The organism is Bradyrhizobium sp. cf659 (genome assembly GCF_900113725.1).
Classification (GTDB): domain Bacteria; phylum Pseudomonadota; class Alphaproteobacteria; order Rhizobiales; family Xanthobacteraceae; genus Bradyrhizobium.
The window spans coordinates 22,208-43,083 of record NZ_FOQJ01000010.1; the positions used below are offsets into that span (position 1 = coordinate 22,208).

At 64.7% G+C, this 20,876-nt stretch carries 21 protein-coding genes and 1 tRNA gene; 10 read left to right on the forward strand and 12 right to left on the reverse strand.

Translation table 11 applies throughout. The annotated features are described in order from the left end of the window. Positions 1-59 precede the first annotated feature (59 nt). The gene (locus BM118_RS30540) at positions 60-1,040 is read right to left on the reverse strand and encodes a YiiX/YebB-like N1pC/P60 family cysteine hydrolase (RefSeq protein WP_092190288.1); all 981 of its coding nucleotides are present in this window, start codon (positions 1,038-1,040) and stop codon (positions 60-62) included. Positions 1,041-1,232: 192 nt separating this feature from the next. Here BM118_RS30540 and BM118_RS30545 point away from each other — a divergent pair, with 192 nt between their 5' ends. Further along, entirely contained in the window at positions 1,233-2,627 is a 1,395-nt protein-coding gene (locus BM118_RS30545) for a flavin monoamine oxidase family protein (RefSeq protein ID WP_092190290.1), read from the forward strand. 193 nt (positions 2,628-2,820) lie between these two features. Here BM118_RS30545 and BM118_RS30550 read toward each other — a convergent pair whose 3' ends face one another. From BM118_RS30550 to pheS, 3 genes are read right to left on the reverse strand one after another with little or no spacing between them, the layout of a single operon-like run. Further along, complete coding sequence (locus BM118_RS30550) at positions 2,821-3,591, reverse strand: sulfite exporter TauE/SafE family protein (RefSeq protein ID WP_092190292.1); 771 nt, start codon at positions 3,589-3,591, stop codon at positions 2,821-2,823. 55 nt (positions 3,592-3,646) lie between these two features. Then, positions 3,647-6,055, reverse strand: a complete 2,409-nt coding sequence (gene pheT / locus BM118_RS30555) for a phenylalanine--tRNA ligase subunit beta (RefSeq protein ID WP_092190294.1) — start codon at positions 6,053-6,055, stop codon at positions 3,647-3,649. Further along, positions 6,052-7,134: a phenylalanine--tRNA ligase subunit alpha gene (gene pheS, locus BM118_RS30560; protein ID WP_092190296.1), complete on the reverse strand. Its 1,083-nt coding sequence runs from the start codon at positions 7,132-7,134 to the stop codon at positions 6,052-6,054. Before pheS ends, pheT begins: the two co-directional genes overlap by 4 nt. Before the next feature lie 150 nt (positions 7,135-7,284). On the opposite strand from pheS, the gene BM118_RS30565 reads away from it, so the two are divergent. Then, the gene (locus tag BM118_RS30565) at positions 7,285-7,698 is read left to right on the forward strand and encodes a hypothetical protein (protein WP_092190298.1); all 414 of its coding nucleotides are present in this window, start codon (positions 7,285-7,287) and stop codon (positions 7,696-7,698) included. 38 nt (positions 7,699-7,736) lie between these two features. Here BM118_RS30565 and rplT read toward each other — a convergent pair whose 3' ends face one another. Beyond that, positions 7,737-8,096 (reverse strand): 50S ribosomal protein L20, encoded by a 360-nt coding sequence (gene rplT, locus BM118_RS30570; RefSeq protein WP_011083533.1) that lies wholly within the window; start codon positions 8,094-8,096, stop codon positions 7,737-7,739. Positions 8,097-8,176: 80 nt separating this feature from the next. Then, entirely contained in the window at positions 8,177-8,377 is a 201-nt protein-coding gene (rpmI, locus tag BM118_RS30575) for a 50S ribosomal protein L35 (protein ID WP_008539890.1), read from the reverse strand. A 273-nt stretch (positions 8,378-8,650) separates the two neighbouring features. Here rpmI and BM118_RS30580 point away from each other — a divergent pair, with 273 nt between their 5' ends. Then, complete coding sequence (locus tag BM118_RS30580; protein WP_092190300.1) at positions 8,651-9,046, forward strand: hypothetical protein; 396 nt, start codon at positions 8,651-8,653, stop codon at positions 9,044-9,046. 116 nt (positions 9,047-9,162) lie between these two features. Here BM118_RS30580 and infC read toward each other — a convergent pair whose 3' ends face one another. After that, the gene (gene infC / locus BM118_RS30585; RefSeq protein WP_011083535.1) at positions 9,163-9,702 is read right to left on the reverse strand and encodes a translation initiation factor IF-3; all 540 of its coding nucleotides are present in this window, start codon (positions 9,700-9,702) and stop codon (positions 9,163-9,165) included. A 249-nt stretch (positions 9,703-9,951) separates the two neighbouring features. Between infC and BM118_RS30590 the strand changes: the two genes are divergently transcribed. Together BM118_RS30590 and BM118_RS30595 are read left to right on the forward strand one after the other, a co-directional pair. After that, complete coding sequence (locus BM118_RS30590; protein ID WP_092190302.1) at positions 9,952-10,764, forward strand: alpha/beta hydrolase; 813 nt, start codon at positions 9,952-9,954, stop codon at positions 10,762-10,764. Positions 10,765-10,905: 141 nt separating this feature from the next. After that, positions 10,906-11,373, forward strand: a complete 468-nt coding sequence (locus tag BM118_RS30595) for a nuclear transport factor 2 family protein (RefSeq protein WP_092190304.1) — start codon at positions 10,906-10,908, stop codon at positions 11,371-11,373. Positions 11,374-11,533: 160 nt separating this feature from the next. On the opposite strand, the gene BM118_RS30600 is transcribed toward BM118_RS30595, so the two are convergent. The 3 genes from BM118_RS30600 to BM118_RS30610 form a co-directional block, all read right to left on the reverse strand. Next, entirely contained in the window at positions 11,534-12,331 is a 798-nt protein-coding gene (locus BM118_RS30600; protein WP_092190306.1) for an acyl-CoA thioesterase domain-containing protein, read from the reverse strand. A 185-nt stretch (positions 12,332-12,516) separates the two neighbouring features. Then, positions 12,517-13,632, reverse strand: a complete 1,116-nt coding sequence (gene queG, locus BM118_RS30605; RefSeq protein WP_244550282.1) for a tRNA epoxyqueuosine(34) reductase QueG — start codon at positions 13,630-13,632, stop codon at positions 12,517-12,519. Positions 13,633-13,771: 139 nt separating this feature from the next. Further along, positions 13,772-14,464 (reverse strand): glutathione S-transferase family protein, encoded by a 693-nt coding sequence (locus BM118_RS30610; RefSeq protein ID WP_092190310.1) that lies wholly within the window; start codon positions 14,462-14,464, stop codon positions 13,772-13,774. Positions 14,465-14,633: 169 nt separating this feature from the next. Here BM118_RS30610 and BM118_RS30615 point away from each other — a divergent pair, with 169 nt between their 5' ends. Then, complete coding sequence (locus tag BM118_RS30615; RefSeq protein WP_092190312.1) at positions 14,634-15,440, forward strand: undecaprenyl-diphosphate phosphatase; 807 nt, start codon at positions 14,634-14,636, stop codon at positions 15,438-15,440. 135 nt (positions 15,441-15,575) lie between these two features. Here BM118_RS30615 and BM118_RS30620 read toward each other — a convergent pair whose 3' ends face one another. Further along, positions 15,576-16,541, reverse strand: a complete 966-nt coding sequence (locus BM118_RS30620; RefSeq protein ID WP_092190314.1) for a complex I NDUFA9 subunit family protein — start codon at positions 16,539-16,541, stop codon at positions 15,576-15,578. A gap of 140 nt (positions 16,542-16,681) precedes the next feature. Between BM118_RS30620 and BM118_RS30625 the strand changes: the two genes are divergently transcribed. Both BM118_RS30625 and BM118_RS30635 read left to right on the forward strand, forming a co-directional pair. Then, positions 16,682-16,768 (forward strand) — tRNA-Leu (locus tag BM118_RS30625). A gap of 555 nt (positions 16,769-17,323) precedes the next feature. Beyond that, positions 17,324-17,680 carry a hypothetical protein gene (locus BM118_RS30635; RefSeq protein ID WP_244550276.1) on the forward strand — a complete coding sequence of 119 codons (357 nt, stop codon included), beginning with the start codon at positions 17,324-17,326 and terminating at the stop codon, positions 17,678-17,680. Between the two features lie 89 nt (positions 17,681-17,769). Here the strand turns inward: BM118_RS30635 and BM118_RS30640 are convergent, their stop codons facing one another. Next, positions 17,770-19,041, reverse strand: coding sequence for an MFS transporter (locus BM118_RS30640; protein WP_092190316.1), 1,272 nt, complete (start codon positions 19,039-19,041; stop codon positions 17,770-17,772). Between the two features lie 336 nt (positions 19,042-19,377). On the opposite strand from BM118_RS30640, the gene BM118_RS30645 reads away from it, so the two are divergent. Together BM118_RS30645 and lptC are read left to right on the forward strand one after the other, a co-directional pair. Beyond that, entirely contained in the window at positions 19,378-19,992 is a 615-nt protein-coding gene (locus tag BM118_RS30645; RefSeq protein WP_027543721.1) for a ribonuclease D, read from the forward strand. Positions 19,993-20,136: 144 nt separating this feature from the next. Beyond that, the gene (gene lptC / locus BM118_RS30650) at positions 20,137-20,874 is read left to right on the forward strand and encodes an LPS export ABC transporter periplasmic protein LptC (protein ID WP_092190318.1); all 738 of its coding nucleotides are present in this window, start codon (positions 20,137-20,139) and stop codon (positions 20,872-20,874) included. Positions 20,875-20,876 lie beyond the last annotated feature (2 nt).

The following is a 20,876-nucleotide window of genomic DNA, read 5'->3' on the forward strand; positions in this document are numbered from 1 at the left end:
CCTCGCCAAACGTCTCTCAGGGGTAATGGGTCCTGGCTTTCGCCAGGACGACGGCGGAGTTAAGCCGCGATCTCGCGCGCCCGTCCGCGGCGCCGCGGGCGGTACATCGCCAGCTTCTTCAGCAGCGAGACATGCTCAGCGGCGGCGCGTTCGACCATTTCCGCGGGCTGCGCGTCTACTTGCTCAGCCGGAATCTTATCCGGCGCCTCTTCGTCAGCCGCTTCAGGAACGAGCGGCGGCGCACTGATCGTTTCTGGAAACACACTGAATGTGCCCGCTACCTCCTCGAGCGGCTTTTGCTTGTCGGCCCAGTGCAGGGCCGTGTAGTCGAATCCGTGCACGATGGTGGGTTTGACGACTTCGAAATAGGGCGAGATGTCGAAGTCGCGGGGCATGTAGAGCGAGGAATCGCGGATGTGCAGGATCTCGCGGCGCGCGGCGCGGCTGCCGGCCTTGGTGATCTTGGGCAGGATCGGATAGCGCACGGCGTCGAACGCCTGCGCGATCAGCGCCGAGCAGATGATCTTGGTCGGATCGCCCGAGCCGATCGCGATCATGCGGCGCCGCCAGCGCTGCGGTATCGGCAGCGGAAACAGGAAGCGCATCAGGTCGACGATGTTCTTGGTGTCGTAACCGAAGCCGATACGGTTGATCGCATAGCGGCAGACCGTGGTGCGGTCCTCATGGGACAGCCCGACCGGGCGGCAGACGCGGGTGTGATAGGGGAAGTATTTCGACAGGGGCGCCGAGGTGACGCCTTCGCCGATATTGGCCTCGATCAGCACATGCGGCTCGCCATTGGGCTCTTCCGCACCCTCGATCGGGCCGACATAGAGCGCGGCATGCGACCAGGTCGACTGCGTCAGGTATTTGATGATGCCGGAGATGCGATTGTTGCCCTCGACCAGCAGCACGTCGCCGGGCTCGATGATGCCGCGCAGGTGCTCCGGGTCGCTCGGCGTGAACGGCTCATAGCCCGGCACCTCCTTCGAGAGGTACGCGGCAATCAGCTTGCCGACTGAATCTAGGACCGTCCCCATGTCGAGCTCCCCCGCGGCCTTTTGCGGCCGCCTTTTTTCCCTTCTCTATCATGGTCGAAACGTGTTGCAATTCGGTTCATCACTCTGTGAGATCAAGCACGATTGATTCACCATGATGGTTGCCGTGCAACATGAGATACGGCAAGGTTCGCGAGCTGTTCCCGTTCGCCGCAAGTCTCCGGAAACCATGCCATGACAATCACGCGCCGCGATTTCCTTTCGGCGTCGGCGGCCTTTGCGGCGATGCCAGTCCTGCGCGCAACCGCCGCACCCCTGCCGCGCGAGGCTGACATCGTCGTGATCGGCGCGGGGGCAGCCGGAATTGCCGCAGCGCGGCGCATCATGGCGGCCAATCGCAAGGTCGTGGTGGTCGAGGCGGCATCGCAAGTCGGTGGCCGCTGCATCACGGATACGACGACCTTCGACGTGCCGTTCGACCGCGGCGCGCGCTGGATGCACAATCCCGAGACCAATCCGATGATCCGGCTGGCGCGCAGCGCCGGGCTCGACGTTCTGCCCGCGCCGTCGGGCCAGAAGATGCGCATCGGCCGCCGCAACGCGCGTGCCGGCGAGACCGAGGAATTTCTGGCGGCGCTGGTGCGCGCCAACCGCGCCATCGACGAGGCCGCGCGCGGCAAGCTCGATACCTCATGCGCCTCCGTGCTGCCGAAGGATCTCGGCGACTGGGCGGGCGCGGCCGAGTTCATGCTGGGCGCGAGCTTTGCCGGCAAGGACCTGAAGGAGCTGTCGGCGATCGACAAGGCGCGCGCACAGGACCGCAATGCCGCGATCGCCTGCCGCCAGGGTCTGGGTACGCTCATCACCAAGCTCGGCGAGCAGGCGCCGGTCGCGCTGTCGACGCCGGCGAGCCGCATCACCTGGAGCAATCGCGACGTCAGCGTCGAGACGCAAGGCGGCAAGATCGCCGCCCGCGCCGCCATCATCACGGTCTCGACCAACGTGCTGATCGCAGGCGCGATCAAGTTCGCGCCCGATATTCCCAAGCGCACGTTGGATGCGGCGTCAAAGCTCAGCCTCGGCAGCTACGACCACATCGTGCTGCAACTGCCGGGCAATCCGCTCGGGCTCGCGCGCGACGACATCCTCATCGAGCAGAGCAATTCGACGCGCACCGCGCTGATGTTCGCCAACATCGGCGGCTCCTCGCTGTGCTCGATCGATGTCGGCGGCTCGTTCGGCCGCGATCTGTCGGAGCAGGGCGAGAAGGCGATGGCGGCCTTCGCGAAGGAATGGATCGCAAAACTGTTCGGCAGCGAGGCCGCGGCCACCGTGCAGAAGATCAGCGCGACGCGCTGGAATGCCTCGCCCTTCGTGATGGGCGCGATGTCGGCGTCCTCGCCCGGCGGCCAGCTCTCGCGAAAAATCCTGACCGAGCCGATCGGCAATTTATTCCTCGCCGGCGAGGCCACCCACGAGACGCTGTGGGGCACGGTCGACGGCGCCTGGGACAGCGGCGAGCGCGCCGCTGACGCAGCGCTGCGCAAGATCGGCGCGCTGAAGGACGAGCCGGCCGATGTGCCGACGCAGTCGACCAAGCGGCGGCGGACAAGGCCGCAGGGGAATTGATTCAGCCGTCGTCCCGACGCGCGCCTCAAACTCAACTCGTCGTCCCGGCCTAGTGCGCAATTGCGCACGGGGGGCCGGGACCCATAACCACAGGGAGTGGTTTGGCGAAGACTCGGAGTTACCTGTTTCGCGCTACAAAAGCTGACCGGGGTAATGGGTCCCGGCCTTCGCCGGGACGACCCGTGGAGGGAGTTTATCGCAAAACCCCATCCAACGCCGGCAGACCAAAGACGACCGCCATCGCAATCAGCGCATAGCAGATGCCGCGAAACACCTTTTCGCTGGCGCGGCCGAACAGCGAGGCGCCGAATGCGACGCCGATGGCATAGACCGGACCGACGATGAGCGAGAGCACCAGCGATTCGCGGCTGATCAGGCCTGTCGTCGCGTAACTGACCATCGAGAAGAAGTCCGACGCGCCGAAGAACAGCAAGATATTGGCGCGCGCGACGATCGGCGCGATCGGGCGGCCGAGCCAGTAGCCGACGATCGGCGGCCCGCCGGTCTGCGCCAGCCCGCTGCAGAAGCCGGAGAGGCCGCCGATGCCGACCGAGAGCCAGGCGTGGTCCTTGCCGCGATAGCGCCAGCCCGACAGCAGCAGGAGCAACAGCGCGGCGACGAAGCAGGAGATGATCCAGCGCGTGGTGACGGGCTCGAGCACGTTGAGCAAATAGGTGCCGATGGGCACGCCGATCAGCGCGCCCAGCACGATCACGGCGGTGGCCTTGCGATCAGCCTTGCGCCACGCGTCGGGCAGAAGCGGCGCCGCCGCGACGAAGTCGATCACGAGCAGCAGGGCGGCAACCAGACGCGGCGCCGCGATGCTGCTCGCCAGCGGCATGAAGATCAGCGCCGAGCCGAAGCCGGAAAAGCCGCGCGCGGTACCCGAGACAAAGGCGACGGCGCAGAGCGCCATCGCAATGGTGAGGCTGACGTCCTTCGGGAGGAAGTCGGCGAGACTCATGCTCAGTGATTCTGGAGCATGATGTCGTCCGAAAACCGCTTCACACTTTTCGGCATCATGCTCTCAGCGTGCCGCCGGTCTTCTTCGTCACCTCCGCTACGACCTTCGCGGCGACGGCCTCGATCTCCTGGTCGGTCAAGGTCTTCTCGCGCGGCTGGATCGTCACCGCGATCGCGATCGACTTCTTGCCGTCATCGATGCCCTTGCCCTCGTAGACGTCGAACACGTTGACGCCGGTGATCAGCTTCTTGTCGACGCCTAGCGCGGCGCGCACGATGTCGCCAGCCTTCACAGTGCGGTCGACGATGAAGGCGAAGTCGCGCGACACTGGCTGGAAGGCCGACAGCTCGATCACGGGCTTGGCGCGGGTCGGCTTCTTCTTGGCCTCGGGGATGCGGTCGAGGATCACCTCGAACACCATCAGCGGACCGTCGGCGCCGAGCGCTTCCAGCGCGCGCGGATGCATCTCGCCGAAATAGCCGAGCACGTTCTGCGGGCCGATCTGGATCGTGCCGGAACGGCCCGGATGCAGCCAGCCGGGACCGCCGGCCACGATCTGAAGCGCCTGCATCGGCGCGCCGCTCGCGGCCAGCACCGCCAGCGCATCGGCCTTGGCGTCGAACAAATCAGCCTGCACCGAGCCCGACCAGTGCCGTCCCAGGCCTTCCGAGGAGGCAAAGCCGCGGCGCACGCCGCTTGCCGCCATGAACTGATCCTGCGGACGATCGCCCTTGAACACCTGGCCGACCTCGAACAGCGCGACATCGCCAAAGCCGCGATCGGCATTGGCCTGCGCCGCCGCGATCAGGCCGGCCAACAGGGTCGGGCGCATGTCGGACAGGTCCGAGGCGATCGGGTTGGCCACTTCCAGCTCGCGCTGGCCGCCGCCGAACAGTTTTGCCGCCGACTTCGTGATGAACGACCACGTCACCGCTTCGATGATGCCGCGGCTTGCGAGCGCGCGCCGCGCCCGGCGGGTGCGGAGCTGGAGCGGCGTCAGCACCGGTTTGCGTGCGTCCTCGCCGCGCTCGAACGGCGTCATCGGCACCTTGTCGACGCCGAAGATGCGGACGATCTCCTCGACGATGTCGGCCTTGCCGTGCACGTCGGAGCGCCAGGACGGCACCGCGATCTTCACCACCGGGCCCGGGCCCGCCATCATGAAGCCGAGATGGGTCAGGATGCGCTTCATCTCCGCTTGCGGCACCTCGATGCCGGAGAGACGCTTCACTTCCGTAACAGGGAAATCAATCACGTGGTCGTCGCCGAAGGCCTTGCCGACCACGACGTTCTCGGATGGCGTGCCGCCGCACATCTCCATCACCAGCCTGGTCGCGAGCTCCAGCCCCGGCACCATGAAGGCCGGATCGACGCCGCGCTCGAAGCGATAGCGCGCATCCGAGTTGATGCCGAGCTTGCGGCCGGTCTGGGCGATGTTGATCTCGTTCCACAGCGCCGATTCGATCAGCACGTCGGTGGTGGTCTCGTCGCAGCCGGAGGCCTCGCCGCCCATGATGCCGGCGAGCGATTCGACGCCGTGCTCATCGGCGATCACGCAGGTCGCGGAATCGAGATCGTAGGTGCGGCCGTCGAGCGCGAGCAGCGTCTCGCCGTCGCGGGCGCGGCGCACCACGAGATTGCCCTTCACCTTCCTGGCGTCGAACACGTGCAGCGGCCGCGCGCGGTCGTAAGTCATGAAGTTGGTGATGTCGACCAGCGCGTTGATCGGTCGCAGCCCGATCGCGGTCAGCCGTTTCTGCAGCCATTCCGGCGACGGGCCGTTCTTGACGCCGCGCACGAGGCGGAGCGCGAAGCCCGGACACAGGGTCGCGTCCTCGACCGTGACCTTCACGGGACAAGGGAATTCGCCCTTGATCGGCTTGATGGTCGGGTCCTTGAACTTGCCCATGTCGGCGGCGGCGAGATCGCGCGCGATGCCGTGCACGCCGGTGCAGTCCTGCCGGTTCGGCGTCAGATTGATCTCGACCACGGGATCGCCGAGCGCGGCCCATTCGGCGTAAGCCGCACCGATCGGCGCGTCCGCCGGCAATTCCATGATGCCGTCATGGTCGTTGGAGATCTGCAGCTCGGCCGCCGAGCACAGCATGCCGCGGCTCTCGACACCGCGGATGGTGCCGACGCCGAGCGTGATGTCCTTGCCGGGAATGTAGGTGCCGGGGGCCGAGAACACGCTGACGAGGCCCGCGCGCGCGTTCGGCGCGCCGCACACGACCTGCACCGGCGCGCCACCGTCGCCGGTGTCGACCATGCAGACGCGCAGGCGATCCGCATTCGGATGCTGCTCGGCCGAGATCACTTTCGCAATGGTGAACGGCTTCAGCGCCTTCGCCTTGTCCTCGATGTTCTCGACCTCGAGCCCGATCATGGTGAGCTTCTCGGCGAGCCGCTCCAGCGGCTCGTCGGTGTCGAGATGGTCCTTTAGCCAGGAGAGCGTGAATTTCACGAGCTCAGCCCTCCCGCGAGAGTCGGCACTTCGAGCGGCTTGAAGCCGTAATGGGACAGCCAGCGGACGTCGCTGTCGAACAGCTGGCGCAGGTCGGCGATGCCGTATTTCAGCATGGCGATGCGGTCGATGCCCATGCCCCAGGCGAAGCCCTGGTACTCGTCGGGATCGATGCCGCAAGCGCGCAGCACGTTCGGATGCACCATGCCGCAGCCGAGAATCTCGAGCCAATCCTCACCCTCGCCGAAGCGGATCTCGCCCTTGTCACGGCGGCACTGGATGTCGACTTCCAGCGACGGCTCGGTGAACGGGAAGAACGACGGGCGGAAGCGCATGTTGATGTGGTCGACCTCGAAGAACGCCTTGCAGAACTCGTGCAGGATCCATTTGAGGTGGCCGAGATGCGAGTGCTTGTCGATGACGAGGCCTTCGACCTGGTGGAATTGCGGCGTGTGGGTCGCGTCCGAATCGATGCGATAGGTGCGGCCCGGGCAGATCACGCGGATCGGCGGCTTCTGGCTCAGCATGGTGCGCACCTGCACCGGCGAGGTGTGGGTCCGCAGCAGCATGCGCGAGCCGTCTTCCTTCGGATGGAAGAAGAAGGTGTCGTGCATCTCGCGCGCGGGATGGCCTTCCGGGAAGTTCAGCTTGGTGAAGTTGTAGTCGTCGGTCTCGATATCGGGGCCTTCGGCGACCGAGAAGCCCATGTCGGCGAAGATCGTGGTCAGCTCGTCCCAGACCTGGCTCAGCGGATGGATGCGGCCGGCCTCGGCCGGTGCGTCACGCAGCGGCAGCGTCACGTCGATGGTTTCGGACGCGAGCCGCGCATCGAGCGCCGCCGACTTCAAGACGTCGCGCCGCGTGGCGAGCGCCTCGGTGACCTTGTCCTTGGCCTGGTTGATCGCGGCGCCCTGCGTCTTGCGCTCGTCCGGCGACATCTTGCCGAGCGTGGCAAGCAGCGCGGAGATCGAGCCCTTCTTGCCGAGGGCTGCGACGCGCACCGCTTCGAGGGCGGCTTCGTCGCCGGCGGCGGCGATCAGATCGAGGATGGACGTTTCGAGCGTTGCGAGGTCGGACACAGTCAAATCCTTGCTGCTAAATTCGGCTGGGTTGTCGCCGCCAGAAGGCCGTAACGTCAAGCGAAAAGCCGGTCATTCCGGGCTTGGGAACGGCTGGGTTGAACTTTGCGCGGGGGCCCGGCACCAAGGGGGATACGAGGAGGCTTCGTGATGCTCTCAAGGTCCTGCCTGGCCATTCTGGCCGTCGTTCTATCGGCCGCCGGCACCCCGGCACGCGCCATGGTCTGCATGGAGAAATCCATGACGCTGGAGGAGGTCGTCGACACCATCAACGCCCAGAAGGGCTGCGAAAGCGCGATGAAGGTGTTTCAGGATTGCCAACTGACCGCGAGCGGCGATGTCCAGCTCGGCGCCGCCGTCGAGAAGAAATGCGAGGCGGACTTCATGCCCGGCCTCAACGCTGCGCAGAAACAGGCCTACCAACGCGAGATGCGCGTCTGCGATCGAAAGTACCGGAATAAATCCGGCACCATGTATCTATCGTTCACGGCGTTCTGCCGGGCGGAGGTCGCCCAGCGTTACTCGCAACGCGCGCTGAAGGCTGCGGGCCCCAAGAGTCGTTAGTTCAGAACCGTGAGTGAAGGCCCGCTAGCCGAGAGACCTCAGGCTGCGAGAGCGGCCTTGGCCTTCTCGGCGATCGCCTGGAACGACGCGGGCTCGTTGATCGCGAGATCCGACAGCACCTTGCGGTCCACGGTGATACCCGACTTGGCGAGACCGTCGATAAATCGGCTGTAGGTCAGGCCGAACGGACGCACAGCGGCGTTGAGGCGCTGGATCCAGAGCGCGCGGAACGTCCGCTTCTTGCGCTTGCGGTCGCGGAAGGCGTACTGCTGGGCCTTCTCGACGGCCGGCTTGGCGGCGCGGATGGTGTTCTTGCGGCGGCCGTAGAAACCCTTGGCGGCCTTGTAGACTTTCTTGTGCTTGGCGTGGGCGGTCACACCGCGTTTGACGCGAGACATGACAAAAATCCTTCAGAGATGACTTGGTTTTCGGATCGCCGCGCGAGGCGCGGCTGAGGTGGCAGTGATCGTGGACGCGATCAGGCGTTCGGCAAGAAGTACTTCTTGACGTTGTCGCCGTCGGTCTTGAACAGCACGCGGGTGCCGCGAAGCTGACGGATCTGCTTCTTCGTCCGCTTGATCATGCCGTGACGCTTGCCGCGCTGGGCGTGCATCACTTTGCCGGTGGCAGTCACCTTGAAGCGCTTTTTAGCGCCCGATTTGGTCTTCAGCTTGGGCATTTGGCTCTCCTAATGGCCACAGAAATCCGCCCGCGAAGGCGGCTGGCCGTCAAAAATGCTCGTTAGAGCGTTGATTGTGCTCAGGTTTCTACGAACAAGCGCAAAACCCGCACGGACACCGCCACGGCAGCCCTTAATCAGCCGGGCGATGAAGGCTGGGCTTATGCCAGAGCGGAAGCCAATTGGCAACGATGAACCGCCGAAACCCGCCCGCCGACTATCCGGAGTTGCCACCCTCATGTCCAAGCCGTGTCGCCTGGAGACAGGACCAAAATGGCCCATTTCCCGCAATTTGTCCCGCAATTCACTCACCCGCGCCGCCTGGCGCTGCTTGCCGTGCTCGCTGCCGCCGCGCTGCCGTCCACCGCCGATGCCCGCGTCGGCCGCTATGACGGCATCTGGAACGTCACCTTCGCCACCACCCGCGGCAATTGCAGCTCGGGCTACAGCGTCCCCTTCACCGTGACCGGCAGCCGCGTCTCCTCCGCCGGCGGCGGCCGGGTCTCGGGCAGGGTCAATCGCTCCGGCACTGTGGCGGTCAATGTCTCGGTCGGCGCGTCCCATGCCAGCGGCGGCGGCCGGCTTGCCGGCGTGAACGGCGCCGGCTCGTGGCGCGGCATCATTTCCGGCGACCGCTGTAGCGGCACCTGGCAGGCGACGCGGACGTAGCTGTCGCGAAGACAACGGTCTGCTCCCTCTCCCGCTTGCGGGGGAGATGAAAAACAAAACGGCCCGCCGGACAATCCGGACGGGCCGTTGAACTCTCTCGTCCTGAACAGCTGGCGTCAGCGCGGCGCCAGCACCATGACCACCTGACGGCCTTCGAACCGCGCGTCCTGCTCGACCTTGGCGAGCTCGGCGACGTCGGTTTTGATCTTGTCCAGAAGCTTGGTGCCGATCTCCTGGTGCGCCATTTCGCGGCCGCGATAGCGCAACGTGATCTTGACCTTGTCGCCCTCTTCGAAGAACCGCTGCATCGCGCGCATCTTCACGTCGTAATCATGATCGTCGATCATCGGGCGGAGCTTGATCTCCTTGATCTCGACGGTCTTCTGCCGCTTGCGGGCTTCGGCGGCTTTCTTCTGAGCGGAATACTTGTACTTCCCGTAGTCCATGATCTTGCAGACGGGAGGGCTGGTATTCGGCGAAATCTCGACCAGATCCATGCCAGCTTCCTGGGCCATCTTGATGGCGACGACGGTCTCGACCGTGCCTTTATTGTCACCGGTCTGATCGATCAGCTGGATCTGCGCATTGCGGATATCATCATTGATGCGCGGCCCGTCTTTGCTGGCAGCGGGCGGAGCTTTATTAGGACGGCGAATGGGTGGTTCTCCAAAGTTGTGAAAGAAGCGGCTATTTTGAAGGAAGATGCGTTTGCCGGCAAGCAAGTCGCGTACGCGAAGCGAAAAACCGTTAAATGCGAGGCATTTTGGTCACGCCTGGCGGCACGCTGACGGACATAGACACCTTGCCTCTGTTCCGCAAGCGTCCCAAAGGGCCAATACCGATGTCCGGCGGTGCCACGGAACGCGCCCAGACAGCTCAAACCGCACAGCCAGAGTAAACGTTCCATGACCAATGCAATTCCCGATACCGTGCTCGATTTCATCGATGTGGGCGAAGGCGCGTCCGCGCGCAGGATCGCGGTGCGTCGCCGTGCCGGAAAGGGCCCCGGCCTCGTTTGGCTCGGCGGGTTCAAATCGGACATGCAGGGCAGCAAGGCGCTGGCACTGGACGCCTGGGCCAGCGACCACGGCCGCGCCGCGGTCCGGTTCGACTATTCCGGCCACGGCGAATCGGGCGGCGATTTCGCCGACGGAACCATCGGGCGCTGGCTGGAGGAGAGCGTCGCGGTGTTCGAGCGGTTCTGCGACGGCCCGCAGATCCTGATCGGCTCGTCCATGGGCGGCTGGATGGCGCTGCTGCTCGCGCGCGAGATCAGGAAGCGCCAAGAAAACCAGCAAGAGAACCAGCAAGCCAGGGCGTCGCTCGCCGGCCTCGTGCTGATCGCGCCGGCGCCCGACTTCACCGAGGAATTGATGTGGAAGAATTTTCCGGCTGCGGTGAAGAAGGAGATCGAGACCAAGGGCGTGTGGCTGCGGCCATCCGAGTATGGCGACGGCTCGCCCTATCCGATCACGCGGAATCTGATCGAGGAGGGCCGCAACCATCTCGTGCTCGGCAGCGCCATCGATCTCGGCTGCCCCGTCCGCATCCTGCAAGGCGCGCAGGACCCGGATGTGCCCTGGCAGCACGCCTTCGCGCTGACGCACCGCCTGCCGGCCGACGACGTCGTGCTGACCCTGATCCAGGACGGCGACCACCGCCTGTCGCGCCCGCAGGACATCGCGCGCATTCTTGCCGCAGTGGCTGAGATCGGGTGAGGTGTTGCCAAGCATTAGGTGTCATCGTCCGCGAAGGCGGACGATCCAGTATTCCAGAGACGGTCGTGTCTAATCGAGAGGCTGCGGCGTACTGGATGCCCCGCCTGCGCGGGGCATGACAAGAAGAGGGAGAAACGCCCGATGACCACCACCGCCATGCTGCGCGCCTTCTGCGATGCCGTCGAGCAGCACAACGGCCGCGCGTTTGCCGACCTCTTCACCGAGGACGGCGTCTATCACGACGTCTTCTACGGCGCGTTCGAAGGCCGCGAGAAGATCGCCGCGATGATCGACGACTGGTTCTATCGCACGGCGACCGATTTCCGCTGGGACATGCATGACCCCGTCACCGACGGCATCACGCTCTATGCGCGCTACACCTTCAGCTATCGTTCGACCTTGCCGGAAGCGAACGGCGCGCGGGCCATGTTCGAGGGCGTTGCGATCATGACGCTGAGGGACGGCAAGATCGCTGGCTATCACGAGGTCGCCAACACCGCGCCGGCGTTTGTCGATTTGAAGTTTGCAGCCGAACGGATTGCCAAGATCGTCGCCAAGCAGGGCGCGGAGCTCAAGGCGCGGCCGGAGATGAAGCGCCATCTGGCGTAGCTGTCATTCCGGGGCGCGCCTCTTGGCGCGAGCCCGGAATCCATTCCACCTCCCGGCTTGCGGCCCGATGGATTCCGGGTCTGCGCCTGACGGCGCATCCCGGAATGACAAAGCGGACAGACCCCGCGACTTCGGCGCGCCCCGGAATGACGATGGAGAGCTACCGCTTCGACGGATTCGCCATCGGCTTGCGCTGCGCCAGCGCGGCGACTGTGGCCGTGCCGATCGGGCCCTGTTCGTCGTAGAGCCAGCATTCGCCGATCGCGACACCGTCGGTGGCCTGGTGGTTCACCACGTCGAAGCCGATCCAGTTCGTCACCGGCAGACGGTGCAGATAGATCGTCACGTCGCTGTTGATGTAGCCGAGCCCCTTGTCGCCGGCATTCGCAAACGGGCTCGCGAAATCGGCGCCGGTGGCGACATGGACGAACGGCGTCATCGGCACGCCGGCAACGAGCTCGCGCACCTCGCTCATCCAGAGACGGCGCGGACCGAGCGAGCCCATATGGCCGACGATCGGCCGCGTCGTCCATTTGCCGTTCATGCCGAGCCTGGGATCGGTTGGCTTGGGAATATCGGCCGGCTTCGGCACGTCCCAGTTCGGCGGCGACCAGACATTGCCGTCGGGATTCTGCGTTTTGCGCAGCAACTGACAGGAGGCGCGCGCCATGCCGACGCCGCCGGAGACAAACTCCGCCTCGACCACGCGGATGCGCAGTCCGTCGCGGACGAGCCGCGTCGTCACTTCGATCGGCTTGTCGATGGTCGGCAGCCGAAACATGTCGACGGTGAGCCGCGCCGGCACGAATTCCGGGCCCGAATGGCGCTCCTCGATGGCGAAGCCGAGCAGCCCGACGATGACCCGTCCGTGCAGCGATTTCGGATCCCACGGGCCATTGGCAACTTCCGTCGGATGGAATGTATCGCCGTCGCGGGTGAAGAAAGGCATGTTTATCATGACGCGCGAGATTGAAGAAACGCGCGGGGAAATCAAGTGTGCAGGAAAGGGGAGTGACCCGCTTACTCCATTCTCGGTGTCATCGTCCGCGAAGGCGGACGATCCAGTATTCCAGAGACGGTGACGAATACGGAAAAGCCGCGGCGTACTGGATGCCCCGCCTTCGCGGGGCATGACACCGAGGATTAGGAGACGAGGTCCCACTCCTGACGCACACTTTCGTCGCGCTCTGTGCTCATCGCGGCAGACTTCATCGCCGCAAACTCCTGCCGCGGCAGCAACTGCGCCAGCGCCCACACCGCGGCCCCCCGCACCAGCGGGCTCGCATCATCCAGCAATCGCCGCGCCTCCTCCGCGAGCGTCGCCTCGCCCGAGTTGCCGATCGCGATCAGCACGTTGCGCAAGAAGCGGTCACGGCCGATGCGCTTCACCGGCGACTTGGTGAACAGTGCACGAAACGCCGCATCATCGAGCCGCGCCAATTCGGCGAGGCCCGGCGCGCGCAGCTCGTCGCGCGCGGCGAGCTTGGCCTCGCGTCCCGCTTGCGCAAACTTGTTCCAGGGGCAGGCGGCAAGGCAATCGTCGCAGCCATAGATGCGGTTGCCGATCGCCTTGCGAAATTCGCGCGGGATCGGTCCCTTGTTCTCGATGGTGAGATACGAGATGCAGCGGCGCGCATCGAGCTTGTAGGGCGCCGGGAATGCCGCGGTCGGGCAGATGTCGAGACACGCCCGGCACGAGCCGCAATGATCGATCTCGGCAGCGTCGCGCGGCAGGTCGAGCGTGGTGTAGATCGCGCCGAGAAACAGCCATGAGCCGAACTCGCGCGAGACGAGATTGGTGTGCTTGCCCTGCCAGCCCAGATGCGCGGCCTGCGCCAGCGGCTTCTCCATCACCGCGGCGGTGTCGACGAACACCTTCACTTCCGACGGCGTGGTCGCGACCAGCCAGCGCGCCAGCGCCTTCAGGCGCTTCTTGATCAAATCGTGATAGTCGTCGCCCTGCGCATAGACCGAGATCGCCGCGCGCGTGCGCTGCTCGAGGATCGCGAGTGGATCGGCGTCGGGACCGTAGTTGACGCCGAGCATGATCACGCTGCGCACGTCCTGCCACAGCCCGCGCGGATCGACGCGGCGTTCCGGCTGCGCTGCGAGCCAGTCCATGTCGCCATGGCCGCCCGAGGCGATGAATTCGAGGAAGTATTTGCCGGCGTTCTCGATCGTGCCTGGCGCGGTGATGCCGATACAGTCGAAGCCGAGCGCGCGCGCCTGTTCCTCGAATGCGGCACGCAGCCGATCCATGTCGGTGGCAGATTTGATCGCTATTGTATCCACGCTCGTCATGGCCGGGCCTGTTCCGGCCATCCACGTCTTTGCGTTGCGCTCATAAGAAAAGAAGGAACGTGGATGCCCGGGACAGGCCCGGGCATGACGATCCTCATCAGAAATCGAGGTCCACATAGGTCCGCGACGCCGGCACGCCCGCGAGCCATTCGCTCAGCAGCGGGCGGAACGACGGGCGGGATTTCACCCGCGCGTACCACGCCTTTGCTGCGTCGTCCTCGCTCCATGGCACGTCGCCCAGATAGTCGATCGCCGAGAGGTGCGCCGCGGCGGCGAGATCCGCGTAGGTGAGCCGGTCGCCGGCGAGGAAGTTACGCGTCTGCGCCAGCCAGCCGATATAGGCCAGATGATAGCGCACATTCGCCTTGGCCGCGCGCATCACGTCGGCCGAAGGCGCACCGCCGCCGTTCTCCTCGCTCATGAAGCGCTTGTAGATCCGCTCGGTGACGAGAGGGTGCGAGACCTCCTCGAAGAACTTCTCGTTGAACCAGGCCATCAGCCGGCGCACCTCGACGCGCTCGCCAAGCGTCTCCGGCATCAGGCGCTTGGCTCCCATCCCGGCGCCATAGGCCTCGTCGACATATTCGGCGATGATCGCCGCGCCCGGTATCGGCGGCTGTTCCTCGTCCACCAGGACCGGCGTGGTGCCGGCGGCATTGAGCAACAGGAATGCCTCGCGCCGTTCCCAGCTGCGCTCTTCGACCAGCTTCAGGTCGAGCCCGTATTCGCCCACGATCAGACGGATGAAGCGCGAATGCGGACAGAACGGATGATGAAACAGCGTAAACATGAAGCCTTTGACTATTTGATGGTGCTTAAGAATCCATCAATGTTTGTGCGGCGCCACACTAGTCCTTCAAAACCGCGAAGCAAGAGCGTGATGTCGTATTTTGCGATTGCAGCATGGGGACGAATAGGCGAGAAGAACCCCGCTTTTCCAGCGGAAATGGACCGTAAATATGTCAGATGTAATACGGGCAGTGATCCTCGGCATCATCGAGGGTGTGACCGAGTTCCTTCCCGTTTCCTCGACCGGCCACCTGCTGCTTGCGGAGCGTTTCTTCCATCTCGGCGAAGGCGCCTTCTGGGATTCGTTTACGGTTCTGATCCAGTTAGGTGCGATCCTCGCGATCGTCGGGCTCTACTTCAAGAAGCTCTGGGATGTCGTGATCGGCTTCTTCACGGGCGACACCTATTCGCGTCGTTTCGTGATCGGCGTGCTGGTGGCGTTCCTGCCGGCTGTCGTGGTCGGCCTCGTCGCCGGCAAGTACATCAAGAGCGTGCTGTTCAATCCGTGGGTCGTCTGCTTCACGCTGATCGTCGGCGGCGCCGTTCTGCTCTGGGTCGACAAGCTCGACCTCAAGCCGCGCGAGCATGACGCCACCCGGTTTCCGCTGCTGATGTATCTCTACATCGGCATCGCGCAGTGCGTGGCGATGATCCCGGGCGTGTCGCGGTCCGGCGCCAGCATCGTCGCCGCCATGCTGTTGGGTGCGGACAAGCGCGCGGCGGCGGAGTTCTCGTTCTTCCTCGCGATCCCCACCATGATCGGCGCGTTCGCCTACGACTTCTACAAGAACCGCTCCGAGATGACGATGGACCACATGGGCATCGTCGCGATCGGCTTCGTGGTGTCGTTCATCACCGCGGTCATCGTGGTGAAGACGTTTTTGACCTACGTCACCCGCCACGGCTTCGTGGTGTTCGCCTGGTGGCGCGTCATCGTCGGCACGCTCGGACTGATCGCGCTGGCATTGGGGCGCTGACGTCCGAAGACGTCGACGCGCCAAGACCCGGAAATTCTGGCGATTGTGGGATTCGCACTGCGGCCACGGCGGCGGTGCACTCCCTCGCCCCGTTCTTGCGGGAGAGGTTAACCGAGCCCGCGGTCTAAGCGGGGCTCAAATGCTCATGCGCTGGAACTGCCCGGCGGCGCGGTAGCGCCAGAGATATTGCGGAGCGATCGCCTCCAGCGAATCCGCCGTGATGCCGAGGCCTTCCAGCGTCAGCCCGGCCGCCTTCGCCGCATCCGACACGACATTGTCGCGCTCGAGCAGCGTGACCTGGTCGGGCGTCAGCTTGAACGCACCCGGCGCGAATTGCAGGAAGTTGGCCTGGAAGCGGGCAAGTCCGAACGGCAGCGGCACCAGCATCGGCTTGCGAGCGGTGATCTCGAGGATGGCCTTGATGATCTCGCGCATGGTCAGCACTTCCGGCCCGCCGAGCTCGTAGGTCGCGCCAGCCTTGGCCTTGCCGTCGACTGCATCCGCGATCGCGGTGGCGACATCGCCGACATAGACCGGCTGCATCCGGGTCCTCTCGCCGATCAGCGGCAGCACCGGCGACATCCGGGCCAGCGCCGCAAAGCGGTTGGTGAACTGGTCCTCGGGGCCGAATATCACGGAGGGACGGAAGATCGTGGCCGACGGCACCGCGGCCAGGACCGCCGCCTCGCCGGCCGCCTTGGCCTTGGCGTAGCGCGAGGGCGATTCCGCGTCGGCGCCGATCGCCGAGACATGCACCAGGCGGGCCCCTGCGGCGGCCGCCGCCTTGGCGACGGTCTCGGCGCCCTTGGCCTGGACCGCGTCGAAGCTCTGTTTGCCACCCTCGGTGAGGATGCCGACGAGGTTAATCACGACATCCGAATCACGCAGCGCCGCCTCGACCGAGGCCGGGTAGCGTAAGTTGGCCTGCACCACATGGACCTGCCCGACCTTGCCCGAGGGCTGGAGGTATCCAGCCAGTTCCGGCCGCCGCACCGCGACCCGGACCCGGTAGTCGCGCTTGCACAGCGCCCGGACGACATTCCGGCCCAAAAACCCCGATCCGCCGAAAACCGTGACGAGAGTTTCCAGATTCGATGCCATGGGGATCTATTCCTGAGGGAGAGTGCGCCTGACGAGGCTTGTATCGGGCCGGTTTGCGATGCGCAATCCGCATCCCTACTCATGATTTGACAAGCGCGTCACCGAACCTTAGTAACCGCCTCCGTGCCCCAAACCGGCATGCCCAGGTGGTGGAATTGGTAGACGCGCTGGCTTCAGGTGCCAGTGGCTTAACGGCCGTGAAGGTTCGAGTCCTTTCCTGGGCACCATACAGTTCTGGATTTCAAACAAATCCAGATAGATAAGCCCAATCAGAGTGTTGCGTTGGCCCCGACTGTGTAACAATGGGGTGTAACATTGCTGTTCAGGGTTGTTCGGCCGATGCGCCGGGTTGGGTCTCGCTTTCCTCGTTTCGTGCAGCGCATTCCGGCTGATGTCCGGCGCAAGGCGGTCGGATTCGAACTGGCGATTCCGCTCGGTGACAGCTTCGTTTTCGTGACGCCTCGCGAGGACGCGTAGGCTGTCCGGTTCTCCCTCCGCACCACAGAGCCCAGCGAGATCAAAACGCGTCAGGCGCTGGCAGCGTAGACGTACTTTGGCTCCTCCCGCCGAAAATCTCGGAGCCCCTTCGATATCTAGGCTCGCTGCAGAACACCCGCTCGCCAGCAAGGTTTCCGTCAATCGACCCAACAGCGGAAAGTCGCCAGTCCGCTCATTCAATCGCCTGGTCGACACAAGTCGACATGTTGATGCAAATCAATGGTCATCCCGACGCTTCGGGGTCAGTTGCCGCGGATGCCACTTCATCCTCACGGGAGGCGAGCATGCGGATGTTGGCTGTCGCTGCTGTCCTGAGCCTGACGCCGGTTACGGCCTTCGCCGCCTCCGAGTGCCGGGTCACCGGTCATCCGTCCGTGTTTGGCGTCGACATGACGGCCTACTTCGCGGTCAGGTCGGGCGAAACGTGCAATTTCCCGATGCGAATTCCGGGAGCGATGCACAGCTCGGGCGTTTCGCAGAAGCCTGCGCACGGGACGCTCAGACAGATCAACGTAACGACGTTCAGGTACACCGCGGCATCCGGTTACAAGGGCAACGATACGTTCGCGATCTATGGTGAAGGAAAGGGGCCATACGGGTCAGGCAGATCGGTCATGACGGTGAATGCAACGATAGAGTAGGAGCGGCAAACGAACCGTCCGACCCCGTTGGGCAAGCCCCGATGACCACTCTGGGTCACACGCGGCCTCGCCAAATCCGCAGGCCCCCGTCAGACCATCCTTTTGCCGGCCCGCTCCGCCACCGCCTTCTGCACGAAGTACATCGCGACCAGCGACACGATCGCTGACGCGACGACGACGTAGCCGATCCGGTCGAAATGGATCAGCGATCCGTCCGGCGCTTGCGCGATGATCGCGCCGGCGAGCGCCGAACCGAGCCCGCCGGAGAGCTGCTGGAGCGAGGCGCTGATCGCGCTGAACGAGCCGCGCTGGCTGGGGTCGGGGATCGCCGACATCAGCGCCTGCGACGGGATCATGCGCGAGAAGATGCCGACGAACATCAGGACGTTGACGAGAATCGCGGTCGCGAGCGAGACGTGGCCGAGATGGGTGTAGATCAGCACCATGATCACCGACACCACGCTGCCGAAGACAAAGGTCGGGTATTTGCCGAGCGCGTCGCTCGCCCGGCCGACCAACGGCCCCGTGACGATGCTGAACAGGCCGGAGACGAGATAGATCGTCGGCAGATGCAGCATGTCGATGCCGAGATTGTTCACGGTGTAGGCGCTGGAGAACGGCATCAGCATGTATCCGCCCGTCGCCAGCAATGTCGTCACCGCGAAGGCCAGCGTGTAGCGCGGCTGCCCGACGGTCGCGATCAGATGGTGGAATGGGTTCTTGTCCTGCTTCAGCCGCAGATGCGCGTCGACCGGCTCCATGGCGAAGGCGATGATGGCGATCGCTGCGATCGACAGGCCGACGATCGCAGCGAAGCAGACATGCCAGTTCCAGTGATTGGCGAGAAACAGCCCGGCCGGAATGCCGAGCACCTGGCTCGCGGCGAACGCCGTCTGGACGAATCCCATCACGCGGCCGCGCAAGTGCAACGGGAACAGGTCGGTGATGATGGCAAGCACGACCGAGCCGATCACGCCGCCGAACAATCCGGTCACGATCCTGCCGAGCAGCAGCACGTGGTAAGTCTGCGCCATTGCGCAGAGCAGGGTCCCGAGCGTGAAGCCGACATAGAAGAACAGCAACAGGCGCTTGCGATCGAAGCGATCGGCAAAGCCGGCGGCCAGGATGCCCGATAGTCCCGCGCTGAACGCGTAGGCCGACACCGCGACGCCGAATTGGGTGGCCGTGATGTCGAGCGCGGGCATCAGGATGGCGCCGAGCGGCGACATGATGATGAAGTCGAGGATGATCGTGAACTGCGTGAACGCGAGCAGCGCGATGAGGAGGGACTGGTAGCGCGAAAAGCCGCGCGGGCGGTCCTGTTGATCGTCGATAGGCGCAGCGAACGTCTGTTCGGTCATGACATCTCGGTCGTGGTGAGCGGGGCAAGGGCGCGGGGGACCGGCAACAGATGGGGTGGGCCGGGACGATTTTCACGGGGCGCATGACGCAAGTTCTGCCGGGCCATCAAGCTCGCGCCGGGTTGTGGGATCCATGCAACAGCCCGGGGGGCTAGAAACCGTCCATCCTTGATCGGGCGCCGCGCACCTGCCGCGAGATGCACGGCGGCGATCCGCCTCGGCCTGGGAGGGCATGACTGCGGTTGCGCGGACGGCCCGCAATAGCTACATCGCGGGCCATCTGAATTAGCCTATTGTGTCGCGACAGACCGATTCGACCCGAGGTTTTGAAACGCCATGACCGTACGCCTGCACCGCGGCGACCTGCCCGACCTGTCCCGCTACACCGGAGCGGTGGCGATCGACACCGAGACCATGGGACTGAACCCGCACCGCGACCGGCTCTGCGTGGTGCAGCTCTCGCCCGGCGACGGCAGCGCCGACGTCGTGCAGATCCCCAAGGGCCATACCGACGCGCCGAACCTGAAGGCGCTGCTGGCCAATCCCGCCATCACGAAGATCTTCCACTTCGCGCGGTTCGACGTCGCCGTGCTGTACCAGAGCTTCGGCGTCATGACCGGGCCGATCTACTGCACCAAGATCGCCTCCCGCCTGACCCGCACCTATACCGACCGGCACGGCCTCAAGGACCTCGTGCGCGAGGTGCTCAATGTCGACCTCTCCAAGCAGCAACAATCCAGCGACTGGGGCTCCGACAGCCTGACCGAGCCGCAGCTCGCCTATGCCGCCTCCGACGTGCTGCACCTCCATGCCCTGCGCGAGCGGCTCGACGCCATGCTGGTGCGGGAGGGACGCACGGCGCTGGCCAAGGCCTGTTTCGACTTCCTGCCGACCCGCGCCTTGCTCGACCTCCAGGGCTGGCAGGAAGAGGACATTTTCGCGCATTCCTGACACCTCAACCGGCGGCTAGGTTGGGCCAATCGCCCCGTTTCGGACACTTTCGTATCGGTCTGTCCGAGGCTGCATATTCAGGCGGCGCCGGGTACAATGGCGTGCACTTGACCGGACAAGGCGAGCGACACCTCAGGAGCCCAGGTGAATTCGGCCCACAATCCCACCTACGACGCCGCGCTTGCGGCGAAGTTTGCCAGCGCGGCGCGCCATAGCCGCCTGGTGCGGATTCTGCGCGTCGCGGTCCCGGGTGCGGTGCTGTTGTCCCTCGCCGCCATCGTCGGCGTCTCGGTCTTCAATCCATTTCGCATGCTGCTGCCGAAGCTGCCGCTCGATTCCGGAAACATGGTGGTGTCGGGCACCAAGATCACGATGGAATCGCCGCATATGTCCGGCTTCACGCCGGACCAGCGGCCCTACGAGCTCTGGGCCAAGACGGCAACGCAGGACATCACCGACCCCGACCATGTCGACCTCAAGGATCTGCGTGCGAAAGTGCTGATGGAGGATCAGTCGACGCTGTTCCTCGATGCCCGCACCGGCCGCTTCGACAACAAGCAGCAGCAGCTCGACCTGCGCAAGGACATCTTTCTGCGCACCTCGACCGGCTATGAGGCGCGGCTGAACTCCGCCTTCGTCGACATGAACAAGGGCACGGTCTCATCGGACGAACGCGTCGACGTCAAGCTGACCAACGGCACGCTGACGGCGGATCGGCTGCGCATCACGGAAGGCGGCGATCTCATCCGCTTCGAGGGCAATGTGGTGATGCATCTGGACAAGCTGGATGACCCCGCCGTCGCCCAGCCTGCGCCGGCCGAGCAGCCCGCGCCGCCTGTGAAGACACGCACGCCGCAGAACAAGTCGGCCAATTCAAAGTGATT

What these genes read in the sequence shown, in the direction of transcription:
- BM118_RS30540 (WP_092190288.1), bottom strand. Translation starts at nt 1,040, where the DNA reads ATGGGGACGGTCCTAGATTCAGTCGGCAAGCTGATTGCCGCGTACCTC.
- BM118_RS30545 (WP_092190290.1), top strand. Translation starts at nt 1,233, where the DNA reads ATGACAATCACGCGCCGCGATTTCCTTTCGGCGTCGGCGGCCTTTGCG.
- BM118_RS30550 (WP_092190292.1), bottom strand. Translation starts at nt 3,591, where the DNA reads ATGAGTCTCGCCGACTTCCTCCCGAAGGACGTCAGCCTCACCATTGCG.
- BM118_RS30565 (WP_092190298.1), top strand. Translation starts at nt 7,285, where the DNA reads ATGCTCTCAAGGTCCTGCCTGGCCATTCTGGCCGTCGTTCTATCGGCC.
- rplT (WP_011083533.1), bottom strand. Translation starts at nt 8,096, where the DNA reads ATGTCTCGCGTCAAACGCGGTGTGACCGCCCACGCCAAGCACAAGAAA.
- rpmI (WP_008539890.1), bottom strand. Translation starts at nt 8,377, where the DNA reads ATGCCCAAGCTGAAGACCAAATCGGGCGCTAAAAAGCGCTTCAAGGTG.
- BM118_RS30580 (WP_092190300.1), top strand. Translation starts at nt 8,651, where the DNA reads ATGGCCCATTTCCCGCAATTTGTCCCGCAATTCACTCACCCGCGCCGC.
- BM118_RS30590 (WP_092190302.1), top strand. Translation starts at nt 9,952, where the DNA reads ATGACCAATGCAATTCCCGATACCGTGCTCGATTTCATCGATGTGGGC.
- BM118_RS30595 (WP_092190304.1), top strand. Translation starts at nt 10,906, where the DNA reads ATGACCACCACCGCCATGCTGCGCGCCTTCTGCGATGCCGTCGAGCAG.
- BM118_RS30600 (WP_092190306.1), bottom strand. Translation starts at nt 12,331, where the DNA reads ATGATAAACATGCCTTTCTTCACCCGCGACGGCGATACATTCCATCCG.
- queG (WP_244550282.1), bottom strand. Translation starts at nt 13,632, where the DNA reads ATGGATCGGCTGCGTGCCGCATTCGAGGAACAGGCGCGCGCGCTCGGC.
- BM118_RS30610 (WP_092190310.1), bottom strand. Translation starts at nt 14,464, where the DNA reads ATGTTTACGCTGTTTCATCATCCGTTCTGTCCGCATTCGCGCTTCATC.
- BM118_RS30615 (WP_092190312.1), top strand. Translation starts at nt 14,634, where the DNA reads ATGTCAGATGTAATACGGGCAGTGATCCTCGGCATCATCGAGGGTGTG.
- BM118_RS30620 (WP_092190314.1), bottom strand. Translation starts at nt 16,541, where the DNA reads ATGGCATCGAATCTGGAAACTCTCGTCACGGTTTTCGGCGGATCGGGG.
- BM118_RS30635 (WP_244550276.1), top strand. Translation starts at nt 17,324, where the DNA reads ATGCGGATGTTGGCTGTCGCTGCTGTCCTGAGCCTGACGCCGGTTACG.
- BM118_RS30640 (WP_092190316.1), bottom strand. Translation starts at nt 19,041, where the DNA reads ATGACCGAACAGACGTTCGCTGCGCCTATCGACGATCAACAGGACCGC.
- BM118_RS30645 (WP_027543721.1), top strand. Translation starts at nt 19,378, where the DNA reads ATGACCGTACGCCTGCACCGCGGCGACCTGCCCGACCTGTCCCGCTAC.